Here is a 12920-nt window from a genome sequence, read left to right on the forward strand (position 1 = left end):
CCGAGGGCGAGCTCTCGTCATTTCGCCTTCACGTCGCGCTCGAGGCGGCGCTCGAGGTCGGCGAGTTCCTTGGCGACATCGTCCTTGCCGGAGATGATGTCGTGTACGGCCCGGTAGAAGGTGCGGGAAACGCGGTTATAGTTCTTGCCTGTCGCAGCCGACGGACGTGCGACCGATTCCTCGAAGGCGGTCTTTGCCATGCCCAGGAAGGGGATCTTAGCCAGCACATCGGCGTCCTCGTAGAGCGCCTCGACGGTCGGATTGTAGCCGCCTTCGATCGCACGCATCTTCTGGTCTTCCGCGCCGACCATATAGCGCAGCAGCTCCGCGGCAAGCTCCGGCTTCTTGGAATATTTGGAGACGCCGAGATAGGCCGTGCCGAGCGCGCCGCTCGACTTCTGCCCTTCCGCACCGACGGGAAGCGCGCTCACTCCGACCTTGCCGACGAGCTTGCCACCCTCGGCCTGCGACGTTCCCCAAACATAGGGCCAGTTGCGGTGGAAGACGGCATTACCGCTCTCGAAGAGGGCACGTGAGTTTTCCTCGTCATAGTTCAAGACCCCCTCGGGCGAGATCGTACCGATCCAGCCGCGGGCACGGGTGAGCGCAGCCTCCGTCTGCGGATTGTTGATCGTCACCTCGCCGTCGTCGGAAAGAATGGTGCCGCCGCCGGCGGAAGCGATCCACTCCAGAGCATCGCATGTCAGGCCCTCATAGCTCCTGCCCTGCCAGGAATAGCCCCAGATGTCCGGGCTGCCGGCCTTGCGCTCCGCGTCCTGGATCTCCTTGGCTGTCGCCGTCAGCTCATCCCAGGTCTTCGGCGGCTGCTTGCCGTATTTCTCCAGAAGGTCCTTGCGGTAGAACATGAGGCCCGTATCGATATAGAAGGGCATCGACAGGAGCTTGCCGTCGAGGCGCGCCGCATCCGCGGCAGAGGCGAAATGCGCCTTCACCTCGTTCTCGGGTACGAGAGAGGTCAGATCGAGGAGATGATCCTTGAACATGCCGAGCCAGATGACGTCGATATAGAGGACGTCCATGTCGGACGACTGGGCCGCGAACAATTGCTGATAGATCGGAATGGCGTCGTCGAGATTCTGCGGCATCCGGTTGAGCTTCACCTCGTGCCCGGTGTCTTTCGTCCATTTCTGGACGGCCTTCTCGCAAAGTTCGTAATCGGTCGCCGAACAGAACATCGACACGGTGTCCGCCTTTGCCGGAAAGGCCGATGCGACGGCAAAAACGGTCATGCCTGCGAGTGTTTTCAACATATGCTTCATGTTCGTTCCCTCATTTGTTCGCTTGTGAACGCAAGCTATATCGCGGCCTCCCGCCGCCGATATTTCGTCAGATCCTCTTTGAAAGGCAGGTTGCGGCCGCCATATCCCGTCACGGCCAGCGAGCCGCAGATCACGCCGAGCTCGATCGCGCCGCCGATGTCGGGCTCGGTCAGGAGCCCGTGAACGAAGCCGGCGTTGAAACTGTCGCCTGCGCCCGTCGTATCGAAAACCTCGACGGCAAGCGCCGGCACGCGGGTCGTCCGGCCCTTGGAGGAAGCGATCGCTCCGTCCGCTCCGCACTTGATCACGACGGTCGGGCAGAAGCGGGCGATCGACGACAGCGCACGCTCCACGTCCTCCTCGCCCGTCAGCGCCTTCGCTTCCGATGCGTTCGGCAGAAAGACGTCGATCAGTCCCAGCATGTCCTCCATTCCGGGCGTCGAGAGCCGATAGTCGACATGCTGGCAGTCCGAACAGACGGTGATCCCGAGTTCGCGCGCGGCCTCGATCAGCCGCCGTCTTTCATTGTCGAGCGAAAACCCCTGCAGAAGCAGTATGCGCGGCCTGATCCGCGCCAGATCCTCCGGCGTCGGCAACGGGTCCGGCTCTTCGGCATAGCTGATGAAGCCGCGGTCATGCGCGAAAGAAAAGGCTGCACTCACGCGGCGCAGCGGCCTGTCGATATGGATGAAGAGGTGATCGTCGATATTCTCGCGGCGTGCTTCCTCGAGGATCATGCGGCTGAAGATATCGTTGCCGAACTGGCACCACCACCCGGCACTCGTTCCAAGCCGCGCGAATGCCAGCGCCGTCGAATAGGCGGCACCCGGCACCCACTCGAATTCCTCCGCCCAGAGATCGGCGCTGATCTTCGGCACCTCCGGGAGGCCACGGAAGATCAGGTCGAAGTAGTATTCTCCGACCACCATGACGTCATTGCGCGAACCGGGGCCGGCGCCGATCACGACCATTCCCCTGCGAACTCGGCGTGTGCCGCCAGATACTCATCGACGAGAGGCACGGCGCGCGAATAGGAAAGCACAAGGGGGTGAGCCATGAGCGCCTGGACCGCAAGATCGCGGCTGCGTTCCCTGATTGCCCGCACGGCCAGCCGTTCGTAGCGCTTCACATTGTGGACGAGCTGTGACTGCGCTTCCGGCATCGCACCGATCTTCAGCGGCCGGATACCTTCCCCGTCGACCACGCAGCTCACCTCGACGACATCGTCGTCCCGCAAGCCTTCGATGGCGCCTTCGTTGCGCACGTTGAGGCCGGTATAGCAGGGTTTGCCGGTCTCAAGCGCATCGACCAGATTGAGCGCGACGCCGGCATAGCCCTCGCCCTCCTCTCCCGTCTCCGCGGCGGCAAGGCCTTCGACCAGCCGGTCGGCCTCTTCCATGCTGGGGGCGTCCGTCAGCGCATAATGCATATAGGTGGCGTTGCGGCGCCGCTCGTAAGCGTAATAGGCGGCGAGCGCCGCATCGGCGCCGGTATTCAGATCCATCGCGCTAAGCCGCGTGATCAGCGCTGCGTTCAGGTCCTTGACCTCCTCGCCGCGCGTGCGTGCATCGGCCTTGAGCGCCTCGACCGCCTTCTCCGCATAATAGTAGTAGTAGAGATATTCGTTGATCCAGTTGCGCTGGCTTCTGATGAGACTCGCATCGAACATGCGCTGCGAGGTGGAGCGAAGAAAGCCGTCGTCATCGAGCAGCGGCTGAAGGACTTCCTTGCCGTCAATCGTCGCGCGCCTGGTAAAGGACAGATGGTTGAGCCCATAGACCTCGCAGCGCACGTCGTTCTGCTGCACCTTGTGCCAGTGCGCCAGCGCCTCCTGCGCACCGTTCGCCCCGTCACAGATGCCGACGGTACGATGATAGCCCTCGTTCTGCAGCGCCTGAGTCACGAGCCCCGCCGGATTGGTGAAGTTGAACAGCCACGCATCGGGACTGACCTTCTTCAGGATCTCGGCATATTTCAGAATGACCGGAATGCTGCGGAGGGCCATGGCGAACCCGCCGGGACCGGTGGTTTCCTGACCAAGCACCCCGTGGGCCAGGGCGATGCGCTCGTCCTTGATACGCCCATCCTCGTTGCCGGGGCGAACCGTCGTCACCACATAGGCCGCGCCGTCGAGCGCGCGTTCTGCGTCGGCCGCCATGGTGATCCGGACCGGGGACTGCATACGCCGCGCCAGTTCCTGGCTTATACGCCCGAAAAGCTCGAGTTTGCGCTCGTTGATATCCTGCAGGCAGATCTCGGTCAGGCCGCTTCTCTCCGCGCGCCTCAGCGCCGAACCGACAAAAAGGGGTGCCCGGACTCCGCCGCCGCCGATCAAGGTCAGTTTCATTCTTTACTCCGCCGTTCCGATCGTGGTATCGCTACTGGATATAACCAGTTATGTCAATTCGGACGGAAGCCGTTTTCCCGGTTTCCACTGCCGATCGCCGGACTAGTCAGCGGCGCCTGCCGGCGATCCGAAAAGGCGCTTGGTACTTGTCTTCGGTCCGGACAGGTGCAATGCAAAAGAACATCCGGAAACCGGCGGCTGAAACAAGAGAGCATGGCACGACAAGCGAACCTACCGGACGAAAGCCCCATCGATCGCAACCATCCGGATGCGCTTTACGCGCAGCTTCGAAATCTTCTGAAAGGCATGATCGAGCGGCGCGAGCTGTCGGTGAACGATAAGCTCCCTTCCGAGCGGGAGCTGGTGGCCGCCTACGGCGTCAGCCGCATCACCGTGCGCCAGGCGATCAAGGAACTCGAAAATCTCGGCTACCTGCAGACGCGGCCCGGAAAGGGCATCTACGTCACAGCGCCCGCGCCGTTTTACGAACTGGAAGTCGTTCGCAGCTTCACCCAGACGGCCCATGCAAACAATCGCAAGCCCGGCATGCGGCTCCTCAGGGCAGAGATCGTCGGGGCCGATCCGGAGGTCGCAAGACCGCTTTCGCTGCCGACCGGCGCCGAAGTGGTCTTTCTGGAGAGGCTGCGCCTTCTCGACGATTTACCGGTGGTCGTGCAGCGGGACTGGTTCTCCGCCTCGCTCGCGCCCGGCATTCTCGACATCGACTGGACGGTCGAGAACAGGTCGCTTTACGGCGAATTCGAGAACCGCTACGGCATCGTCCCGACGCGCGGACAATCGACCTTGAGCGCGCGGCTTGCATCCGACCTGGAGGCGTCCCTGCTCCAACTCGAGCGGCCGGCGGCCGTCCTGACGCTCGATCAGATCGCCTATGACAATCACAACCGTACCGTCAATATCAGCGCGGCAGCCTATCATCCGACGCGCTATCCGCTTTCGCTGAGGCAGTCGCACCGGCGCTTCTAGCCAGAGCACTTCCGGGAAACGTCCAATACCGCCCGGCGCCGGTCTCAATCTTCCCGGAAGGCATGCCGCATCTGGTCGGTAAGGGGCTTGGTCAGATAGGAGATCACCGTCCGGTCGGCGATCTTGATGAACACCTCGGCCGGCATGCCCGGATAGAGCGAAAGGCCCTTCAGCTTGGCGAGGCTCTCCGCTTTCGGCCGGATGCGCAGCGGGTAGTAGCTGGCGCCGGTGCGCTCGTCCGTGACAAGATCAGGAGCGACGGTCACGACTTCGGCTTCGACCTCCGGCGTAGTGCGCTGGTTGAAGGCGCTGAAGCGGATTTCAACCGGCTGGCCGACACGGATCTGGTCGATGTCGTGGGTCGCTACCTTCGCCTCGACCGTCAGGTCCTCGGCCTCGGGCACGACAAGCATCAGCGTTTCGCCCGGATTGACGACGCCGTTGACGGTATGGATCGCCAGTTGGTAAATGCGCCCGGGAAGCGGCGCGGTGATATCGAGGCGGCGCAGCTGGTCGGTCGCGGCGGTGCGGCGCTCCTCATATTCGGCGATCTTCGCCTCGACGTCCGTCAGTTCCTTCGATATCTCGCTGCGCCGGTCCTCGTCCAGCTGCAGGATCTGCAGGTCGATCTCGCTCGACTTGCCGCGGGCCTGGGCCCGGGCGGCAATATGCCTGCCGCGCCCACCCTCCAGCTCCGCCCGCTGGCGCTTCAGCGTCGTTACCCGCTGCATAGGCACGAGCCCCTGGCCGAAAAGCGAATCGACTCCGGTCAGCTCCTCCGCAATCAGCTTCAGCGCCTCCTCGATCGCGTTCAGCTGCACAGTGAGCCCCTCGACCTCATCGGCGAGCTGCGCCTTTCGCGATTCGAGCTGTCCCTTCATGCCGGAAAGCGCCGACCGGCGGCTGTCAAAGAGCCGCTGTTCGCCCTCTATGAGCTTCGCCGCCGCCGTGCCGGGGATGAACTCGGCAAGATCCTCCTCGATTTCGAAGGATGCGGCGCCGATCCGCTCCGCCTGCAGCCGGGCGCGTCGGGCGTAGAACTGCGCCAGCGTGCTCTCGATGATCGCCAGATTGGCACGCACGGTGGTACCGTCCAGGCGGATCAGCACCTGGCCCGCTTCGACCCGATCGCCTTCCTTGACCAGGAGTTCGCCGACGATGCCACCGGTCAGATGCTGGACTTTCTTGACGTTATCGTCGACGATCACGACGCCGCCGGCAACGATGGCGCTCGAAAGCTCCGTCGTCGCGGCCCAGCCGCCGACACCGGCAACGAGCGCAAGCGCAAGGACCGAGACGCCGATCAAATGGCGGGAGAGCGACCGGCGTGCAGTCGGCCTCTGCTGCTGGATCCAGCCCCTCATTGCTTCGCCTCCTGCCCTTCTGTAACGACTTTCAGGGCATTCTGTCGCTCCACCTGTTGCGGGCGAAGCACCTGGCCGAGAACCTGCTCCTTCGGCCCGAAGGCCTGCATGCGACCCTCGTTCATCATCAGCACGAGATCGACACTTGCAAGCGCGCTCGGCCGATGGGCGACGACGATGACGATGCCGCCGCGGCTGCGCACGCTCATGATCGCTTCGCTGAGCGCCTGCTCGCCCTCCGCATCGAGGTTGGAATTCGGCTCGTCGAGAACGACGAGGAAGGGATCGCCGTAAAGGGCCCTCGCCAGAGCCACCCGTTGACGCTGGCCGGCCGAAAGCGTCATGCCGCCATCGCCGATCTCGGTGTCATAGCCGTTCGGCAGGCGCAGGATCAGATCGTTGACACGCGCCGCCTTCGCGGCGGCGACGATCGCCTCCGATGTCGCGTCTTCCGCAAAGCGGCAGATGTTCTGCGCGATCGTCCCGGCGAACAGTTCCACGTCCTGCGGCAGGTATCCGACATGTTTGCCGAGCGCGTCGCTGTCCCACTGGTCGAGCGCCGCGCCGTCGAGCCGAACGGAACCGCGATAGGCGGGCCAGATTCCGAGGATGGCGCGCGCCAAAGACGATTTTCCCGAGGCGCTCGGGCCGATCACGCCGACGGCGCCGCCGGCACGGACGGTGAAGTTCACATCCGAGACGATGAGGCGCTGTGCCGCGGGCGGACCGCTTGCCAGCCCCTCGACCGTGAGGCGTTCGCGCGGGTCCGGAAGCTGGAGCGGCGCGTCGGCCTCCGGCAGGGCTTTGAGCAATTCCTTGAGACGCTGCCAGCTCTGACGTGCCGCGACAAGACCGCGCCAGTTGCCGATCGCAAGTTCCACGGGCGCAAGAGCCCGGGCCGTCAGGATCGAGCCGGCGATAATGATGCCGGGCGAAGCTTCGCCGCGGATCACCAGAACGGCGCCGGCCGCCAGAACGCCGGATTGCAGCGCCATGCGGAAGACCTTCGACAACGCGCCATAGCCGTTGCCGATGTCGGACGTACGCCGGTTCTCGTCGCGGAATTCCGTATTGCGGCGCTCCCACAGCCCGGTGAGCCGCGCGGACATGCCCATGGCATGCACCACTTCGGCATTGCGCTGGGAGGCCTGAGCGAAGGCGTTGCGCAGCCCTCCGGCTTCGGACGCTTTCTTGGCAGGCGCCTGCGTGCCGCGGTTGGTGAGATAGGTGAGCAACGTCAGGATCAACCCGCCGATGATCGCGATCAACCCGATGACCGGGTGAAAAAGAAAGCAAATCGCGATGTAGAAAGGCAGCCAGGGCAGGTCGAAGAGCGCGGCCGGACCGACGCCCGACAGGAAAGACCGGACCTGATCGAAGTCGCGCAGCGCCTGGAGGCCGTCTCCCTGCATTCTGAGCTTCAACGGCGCCTTCACGATTGCGCGGTAAATGCGTCCATTCAGGCTCTCGTCGAGGGCGCCGGCGATGCGCACCAGCATCCGCCCGCGGATGAGCTCGAAGGCTCCCTGAAAGGCATAAAGCAACAGCGCGAGGAGAGAGAGGGCAATCAACGACGGAATGCTGCGGCTCGGCAGGATCCGGTCGTAGACTTCGAGCATGAAGAACGAACCGGTGAGATAGAGAAGATTGACGAGCGCGCTGGCGATGCCGACGCCGATAAAGGCCGCCCGGCAATCGCGAAGTGCCGCGGCTGGATCGGCATTCCTGCCCTTGGATGTAGCCATGAACTCAGGCACCGGCTGATATCTCGCTATCGGGTTTCAGGTGCATGCGGCTCCTTTTCTCTTCATCCGCCGCCGAACACCGGAGACCGGCCATCCGCATCGACGCTTTTTTGTCCCGTTGTCTGGATCGTGCCGGCTCATACTTCCAAAGCTCGCAAGGAAGAGTTGTTCCCGAAAATATAATGATGTACGCCAAACTTGCTTAATTGACTACCGGTCACTGCGAATGCGCTTGCCGCCGGCATTCGCGCCATCACTCCATCGAAGCTGCGGCCTCGGCCAGAGGGGCGGACACGGTCGGAGGGATAGGCTCGGCCGTCGCTGCCAGAGAGCTTCCCTCGATGCTGCCGCCCCTTCCCCATGTCGCGGCAAGGCTCATCAGTTCCTCCATTTCCCGCCGGAGGCGATGCCATGCGAGAATCTCGTCCGCGTGCGTCTCATTGGTGCGCGGATCATAGAAGCGGCCTATCTCGTCGCCGGCGCTCCTGCGGGCGGCCTCGAGCCGCCCCTTCAAGGCGCCCGCCTCCTCCTTCAGCGAAAAATACCGGCGCATTACCGCAATCAGGGCAAGATCGTTCGGACTGGCGTTCACAAGCATTCCTCCGCGCAATTTCTTCAGCCCGACGGCGCGCAGGGACTCGCGGCCGGCAGGGCCGGCCCCAATTGCCCAAGACTTTGGCACTTTTCCGGCAAGGCAGGAGAAAATGCGGCGCACGAAAAAGAACGACCCGGCGGAATATCCGCCGGGTCGTTCCTCATCCTGATGAGACCTTTCGGCCGGATGTATCCAATGACCCGCGCTTGGCTCAGGCCTCGAGGCGTCTGCGCCCGCGCGTGTCGCCCTCGACCTGCTCCATTTCCCGCCTGTTGTGCCGGATCGAAGACCAGAGCGAAAGACCTATGAGGCCCGCCCCGCCGAGGCCGGTAATGACTTCGGGAATGTGGATCAGCGTCTGGAAGTACATGACCACGGAAAGGATCAGGATAGCGTAGAAGGCGCCGTGCTCCAGGTAACGGTATTCACTGAGCGTGCCCTTCTCGACCAGCATGATCGTCATGGAGCGGACATACATCGCCCCGATGCCGAGCCCGATGGCGATGATGAAAAGGTTCTGGGTCAAAGCGAAAGCGCCGATCACTCCGTCGAAGGAGAAGCTGGCGTCGAGCACTTCCAGATAAAGGAAAGCCCCGAAGCCCCCCTTCGCCGCAGCGCTCATCGTCTGCTGCGAGGCGTCGAGCAGACCGCCGACCACCTCGACGGCCAGGAAGGTGAGGAGGCCGTAAACGCAGGCATGAACGAAGACTACGGCTTCTTCCGCTTCGAGCAGCCTCGAAAAGCCGAGTATGAGCGCCAGCACGAAGGCAATTTCGACGCCTTTGATGGTCGCAAAGCGCGCCATCCGGCTCTCCAGCCATGCAATCCAGTGCACGTCCTTCTCATGATCGAAGAAATAGGTGAGACCGACCATCATCAGGAATGTACCGCCGAATGCGGCGATCGGCAGATGCGCCTCGTGCATGATCCGGGAATATTCCTCGGGCCGGGCCGCTGCGAGAATGACGGCATCGATCGGACCGATACCCGCGGCGATGACCACGATCAGCAGCGGAAAGACGATGCGCATCCCGAAAACGGCGATGAGGATGCCCCAGGTCAGGAAGCGTTGCTGCCAGACGGGGGTCATGTCCTTGAGCTTGTTGGCATTGACGATGGCGTTGTCGAAGGACAACGAGATTTCCAGGACGGCAAGCACGGTGCAGATAAAGAACACCGTCATCATTCCGCCGATGGTGCCGGTCGACTGCCAGCCGAGCCATCCGCCAAGCAGAAGCCCGGCAGCCGTAACGATGAACGCCCATTTGAAATAACCGAGGGCGGTTGTCTGTGTGCTGGATCCGGTCATGGGCGAACCTCCCCTCCACGCGCTGTGGAAGCGTGGGCGAAAGGGAGATTTCCAGAGGCAAAAAAACGCACAGCCGTATGGGCACATGCGTGAGGCATGAGATCAGTTTTCATGGTAGCTATATCCGCCGGCGTGACTTGCTGGCGGTACCGACATCACGAGAGCGCCGTAAACTCTCGCCAGAGGGGCCCGGCACCAATGTTCATCCCGCATTCCGATGTCCAAGAGCGGGACGTCTCTTACTTAGCAATGCCGCGCCTTGCGTCAAGGGGCAGGCGCGTGCTCGCAGCGGAACCAAAAGCCCGTTTCCCAAGTTTCATTTCCAACCGGCAACAACCCCGCGAGGCTAGCGTCATGCATTGTTTCTGGTGGGATAAGAGTGTCGAATTGGAACTCGGAACCGAGGGCAAATATCGCGACGTGAAAAGCACGCGCGAGGCCGTAGAATGCCTGTTGCAGCGATGGCCGCGTCGGGATGGACCGGCGCTGGCCGCAGCCAAGCGCGTATGCCTCCAGGTTCTGGATGGCAAGGTAAAGACCGAAAGGGCCCGCAGGGCCTTTATAAAGGCAGCGGAAGAGGCACATATTTCGATCCGCAGCCATTAGACCAGAACAATTTAGATTCCAACGCGTCGAAAGACGCGGTCGATCAAGTTTCGGAGTGGGACGCGGGAGGCGCCGTGCTGGCGGCCTTCGGATTGGGCGAGGAAGAACGATGTACGAGATTCCATGGAGCAAGCCCGTCAATATCAACATGCTCGACGGTGCCGCACGGTTGTCGGCCCGCTCGACGCGATGCACTGCCTCCAAAGCGAATGGCCGGTGCGGGACGGCGCCTATTACGGCTGCGCCATCCGTGCATGCAATGCGGCGCTCAAGCGCAGAAAGAGGCCGGAAGATGCGCGGGCTGCCTTCATCGCCGCTTTGCGGGAGGCCTTTCTGACGGTCGTGCCGCTGCAGGAGGAAGGTCATGGACCCCGGCCCTTGGAATGAATGCGTCCCCGTGCGGATGCCCGATGATCCGCAGATCCACATGGTGTCGAACACCCGACAGGCGGTCGAATTGCTGACGAAGCGGTGGCCGGTCAGCCACGGCCAGGCTTACCAGGCGGCAATCGACATCTGCATGGCGGTGCTCGAACGCGAATCCCCCGCTTATGTCGCGCGGGCGGCCTTCGTCGCTGCCGCCAAAGAGGCGCAGGTCAATATCGTAAGCTGACCGATACATGCGCGGGAGGACACCGCATGCGGCTTCCCGCGCGCACCCACGATTCAAGGTGCCTACGAAGCGTTGCGCGCCTGACGGAGCTTGGCGTCGGGTGGGAACTCTTCGCCTGCTCGCGTGTTGATCAGCGGATCAACAAACGTGGGATATCCGATGCCAAAGGCCAATGGTTTCAGCAGGTTTGCAAGTGCGGTGGCGGAGTATGCCGGGCGCCCCGCCGTCTTTGTCCTCGCCCTTGTATTGATAGCCGTATGGGCCCTCACAGGCCCGATCTTCGGTTTTTCCCAGACGTGGCAACTCGTCGTCAATACCGGCACGACGATTGTCACCTTCCTGATGGTCTTCGTCCTTCAGAACACGCAGAACCGGGACGGCCGAGCGCTTCAGACGAAGCTCGACGAGCTCATTCTGACGAGCTCGGCTGAGAACAGTTACGTAGGCATTGAGAGGCTCGACGAGAAAGAGCTGAAACGCCTGGGCGAGATACTCCAGCAGCACGCCCACGACGAAGACGATCATACGCTTCGGGAAAAGGTCGCGAACGTTCTCAGCCGGCGGCCGCCGACCCGGAGCTAGGCGTCGGAACCAAAACACACCGCATCCGTTTGCCTGACGAATGGCGGGCGACCGCAGAACCCAATGCGGCATGGAAGCGCCGCAGCGAACGAGGAGGTGCCGTATGCATCTTGTAGGTACACAAGTGATCCCCGAACAGGGCGGGAAAGCCGGCTTCACGGTCGAATTCGTCGGCGACGGCGGTGAGATCGTTTCGGTCTCGATGCGCAACGACGCGGCCGCAAACCTCAACCGGCTCAACGCCATCGAAAAGGCGCAAGCCGTCATGCGTGAGCTCGCGTCCGCCGATTGCAGCGCGATCGAGGAGTCCCAGGAGACCTCGAAAATCCACCGCAGCGCACGTGGCGCGAAAGACACGGATGAAATGGAAAGGCAGCTCGACGAGGGCCTCGAGGACACATTCCCCGCCAGCGATCCGGTATCCGTTACGGTTTCCACGATCCCGACCGACCGCGCGAAGAACGGCCAGCCATGAACCAGTCCTCGCCCGTCGCCTTGATCACCGGTGCCGGGTCCGGCATCGGCCGAGCCACCGCGTTTGCGCTTGCCGCAGACGGCGTGAAGGTCGGAGCGCTGGGACGCACCCGCATGGAGGTGGAGGAAGTCGCCGATGAGATCGTCGGTTCCGGCGGCCAGGCGATCGCGCTGGAGGCGGATATCTCCGACGAGCTGCAGATGCGCAACGCAGTCAGAGATCTTGTGCTCAAGTTCGGTCATCTGGACATCGTCGTCGCCAATGCCGGCATCAACGGCGTCTGGGCGCCGATCGATGACCTGAAGCCTTTCGAATGGGACGAGACGATCGCCGTCAACCTGCGCGGCACGTTCCTCACCCTGCATTTGACGGTTCCCTACCTGAAACAGCGCGGGGGCGGCGCCATCGTGGTCGTTTCGTCGATCAATGGCACCCGGACCTTCACGACACCGGGTGCCACGGCCTACACCGCCACGAAGGCGGCACAGGTCGCGATCGTTCAGCAATTGGCGCTGGAGCTCGGCAAGCACCGCATCCGGGTCAACGCCGTTTGCCCCGGCGAGATCGAGACGAACATCAACGACAACACCAAGCTGCGCCACGAAGCGGAAACGGCAATTCCCGTCGAATGGCCGGAGGGGCAGGTGCCTATCACCGACGGGCAACCGGGGCGCAGCGAAGACGTGGCGGAGCTTATCCGCTTCCTCGTCTCCGAGCGTGCGCGCCACGTGACCGGAAGCCCCGTCTGGATCGACGGCGGCCAGGGCCTGCTGCGATAGTCCCTCCCCTCGTCACAGATCATGATCGACAAGAATGCGTTCCGCGCTCGCTCGCCGGCCGTCTTTCCTGGTCTCGCCTGAGATGCGTTCCCCTCGCGACACTTCGACACGCAAAGCCGCACAGGAAAGGGCCCCGCCCGGGGCGGCGGGGCCCACTATTTTGTTCGTTATTATTGAGGAGCGCGTGGATCCGTAGGGGCTTTGCGGAGAGGGAACTTGATTCCACGCGGTCCGACTA

At 62.8% G+C, this 12920-nt stretch carries 13 protein-coding genes and 1 pseudogene; 7 read left to right on the forward strand and 7 right to left on the reverse strand.

The annotated features are described in order from the left end of the window. Positions 1 to 17 precede the first annotated feature (17 nt). The 3 genes from N0Q91_RS24230 to N0Q91_RS24240 are packed head-to-tail and all read right to left on the reverse strand — an operon-like array spanning position 18 to position 3627. A complete protein-coding gene (locus N0Q91_RS24230; RefSeq protein ID WP_275599324.1) occupies positions 18 to 1280 on the reverse strand; it encodes an ABC transporter substrate-binding protein in 1263 nt (420 codons plus the stop codon). A 35-nt stretch (positions 1281 to 1315) separates the two neighbouring features. After that, complete coding sequence (locus N0Q91_RS24235; protein WP_275599325.1) at positions 1316 to 2251, reverse strand: carbohydrate kinase family protein; 936 nt, start codon at positions 2249 to 2251, stop codon at positions 1316 to 1318. Further along, positions 2242 to 3627, reverse strand: a complete 1386-nt coding sequence (locus N0Q91_RS24240; protein ID WP_275599326.1) for a 6-phospho-beta-glucosidase — start codon at positions 3625 to 3627, stop codon at positions 2242 to 2244. The genes N0Q91_RS24235 and N0Q91_RS24240 overlap by 10 nt, the downstream gene beginning before the upstream one ends. Positions 3628 to 3840: 213 nt before the next feature. Here N0Q91_RS24240 and N0Q91_RS24245 point away from each other — a divergent pair, with 213 nt between their 5' ends. Then, positions 3841 to 4614, forward strand: a complete 774-nt coding sequence (locus N0Q91_RS24245) for a GntR family transcriptional regulator (RefSeq protein WP_275599327.1) — start codon at positions 3841 to 3843, stop codon at positions 4612 to 4614. 44 nt (positions 4615 to 4658) lie between these two features. Here the strand turns inward: N0Q91_RS24245 and N0Q91_RS24250 are convergent, their stop codons facing one another. The 4 genes from N0Q91_RS24250 to N0Q91_RS24265 form a co-directional block, all read right to left on the reverse strand. Continuing rightward, positions 4659 to 5978: an HlyD family type I secretion periplasmic adaptor subunit gene (locus N0Q91_RS24250; RefSeq protein WP_275599328.1), complete on the reverse strand. Its 1320-nt coding sequence runs from the start codon at positions 5976 to 5978 to the stop codon at positions 4659 to 4661. Further along, positions 5975 to 7723 carry a type I secretion system permease/ATPase gene (locus tag N0Q91_RS24255; protein WP_275599329.1) on the reverse strand — a complete coding sequence of 583 codons (1749 nt, stop codon included), beginning with the start codon at positions 7721 to 7723 and terminating at the stop codon, positions 5975 to 5977. Before N0Q91_RS24255 ends, N0Q91_RS24250 begins: the two co-directional genes overlap by 4 nt. Before the next feature lie 253 nt (positions 7724 to 7976). Further along, entirely contained in the window at positions 7977 to 8321 is a 345-nt protein-coding gene (locus N0Q91_RS24260; RefSeq protein ID WP_275599330.1) for a hypothetical protein, read from the reverse strand. A 208-nt stretch (positions 8322 to 8529) separates the two neighbouring features. Further along, entirely contained in the window at positions 8530 to 9627 is a 1098-nt protein-coding gene (locus N0Q91_RS24265; protein WP_275599331.1) for a DUF475 domain-containing protein, read from the reverse strand. 354 nt (positions 9628 to 9981) lie between these two features. On the opposite strand from N0Q91_RS24265, the gene N0Q91_RS24270 reads away from it, so the two are divergent. The 6 genes and pseudogenes from N0Q91_RS24270 (at position 9982) to N0Q91_RS24295 (ending at position 12682) form a co-directional block, all read left to right on the forward strand. Then, complete coding sequence (locus tag N0Q91_RS24270; protein ID WP_275599729.1) at positions 9982 to 10233, forward strand: DUF982 domain-containing protein; 252 nt, start codon at positions 9982 to 9984, stop codon at positions 10231 to 10233. 109 nt (positions 10234 to 10342) lie between these two features. Continuing rightward, positions 10343 to 10620: pseudogene (locus N0Q91_RS24275) on the forward strand (DUF982 domain-containing protein). Continuing rightward, entirely contained in the window at positions 10598 to 10846 is a 249-nt protein-coding gene (locus N0Q91_RS24280; protein WP_013850416.1) for a DUF982 domain-containing protein, read from the forward strand. The pseudogene N0Q91_RS24275 and the gene N0Q91_RS24280 overlap by 23 nt, the downstream one beginning before the upstream one ends. A 159-nt stretch (positions 10847 to 11005) precedes the next feature. Continuing rightward, the gene (locus tag N0Q91_RS24285; protein ID WP_275599332.1) at positions 11006 to 11428 is read left to right on the forward strand and encodes a low affinity iron permease family protein; all 423 of its coding nucleotides are present in this window, start codon (positions 11006 to 11008) and stop codon (positions 11426 to 11428) included. A 103-nt stretch (positions 11429 to 11531) separates the two neighbouring features. Beyond that, complete coding sequence (locus tag N0Q91_RS24290; protein ID WP_198516676.1) at positions 11532 to 11903, forward strand: hypothetical protein; 372 nt, start codon at positions 11532 to 11534, stop codon at positions 11901 to 11903. Further along, the gene (locus tag N0Q91_RS24295; protein WP_100671497.1) at positions 11900 to 12682 is read left to right on the forward strand and encodes an SDR family oxidoreductase; all 783 of its coding nucleotides are present in this window, start codon (positions 11900 to 11902) and stop codon (positions 12680 to 12682) included. Before N0Q91_RS24290 ends, N0Q91_RS24295 begins: the two co-directional genes overlap by 4 nt. Positions 12683 to 12920 lie beyond the last annotated feature (238 nt).

It is taken from the genome of Sinorhizobium prairiense, from assembly GCF_029201645.2.
In the GTDB taxonomy this organism is placed as follows: Bacteria; Pseudomonadota; Alphaproteobacteria; order Rhizobiales; family Rhizobiaceae; genus Sinorhizobium; species Sinorhizobium meliloti_A.

What these genes read in the sequence shown, in the direction of transcription:
- N0Q91_RS24230 (WP_275599324.1), bottom strand. Translation starts at nt 1,280, where the DNA reads ATGAAGCATATGTTGAAAACACTCGCAGGCATGACCGTTTTTGCCGTC.
- N0Q91_RS24235 (WP_275599325.1), bottom strand. Translation starts at nt 2,251, where the DNA reads ATGGTCGTGATCGGCGCCGGCCCCGGTTCGCGCAATGACGTCATGGTG.
- N0Q91_RS24240 (WP_275599326.1), bottom strand. Translation starts at nt 3,627, where the DNA reads ATGAAACTGACCTTGATCGGCGGCGGCGGAGTCCGGGCACCCCTTTTT.
- N0Q91_RS24245 (WP_275599327.1), top strand. Translation starts at nt 3,841, where the DNA reads ATGGCACGACAAGCGAACCTACCGGACGAAAGCCCCATCGATCGCAAC.
- N0Q91_RS24250 (WP_275599328.1), bottom strand. Translation starts at nt 5,978, where the DNA reads ATGAGGGGCTGGATCCAGCAGCAGAGGCCGACTGCACGCCGGTCGCTC.
- N0Q91_RS24255 (WP_275599329.1), bottom strand. Translation starts at nt 7,723, where the DNA reads ATGGCTACATCCAAGGGCAGGAATGCCGATCCAGCCGCGGCACTTCGC.
- N0Q91_RS24260 (WP_275599330.1), bottom strand. Translation starts at nt 8,321, where the DNA reads ATGCTTGTGAACGCCAGTCCGAACGATCTTGCCCTGATTGCGGTAATG.
- N0Q91_RS24265 (WP_275599331.1), bottom strand. Translation starts at nt 9,627, where the DNA reads ATGACCGGATCCAGCACACAGACAACCGCCCTCGGTTATTTCAAATGG.
- N0Q91_RS24270 (WP_275599729.1), top strand. Translation starts at nt 9,982, where the DNA reads ATGCATTGTTTCTGGTGGGATAAGAGTGTCGAATTGGAACTCGGAACC.
- N0Q91_RS24280 (WP_013850416.1), top strand. Translation starts at nt 10,598, where the DNA reads ATGGACCCCGGCCCTTGGAATGAATGCGTCCCCGTGCGGATGCCCGAT.
- N0Q91_RS24285 (WP_275599332.1), top strand. Translation starts at nt 11,006, where the DNA reads ATGCCAAAGGCCAATGGTTTCAGCAGGTTTGCAAGTGCGGTGGCGGAG.
- N0Q91_RS24290 (WP_198516676.1), top strand. Translation starts at nt 11,532, where the DNA reads ATGCATCTTGTAGGTACACAAGTGATCCCCGAACAGGGCGGGAAAGCC.
- N0Q91_RS24295 (WP_100671497.1), top strand. Translation starts at nt 11,900, where the DNA reads ATGAACCAGTCCTCGCCCGTCGCCTTGATCACCGGTGCCGGGTCCGGC.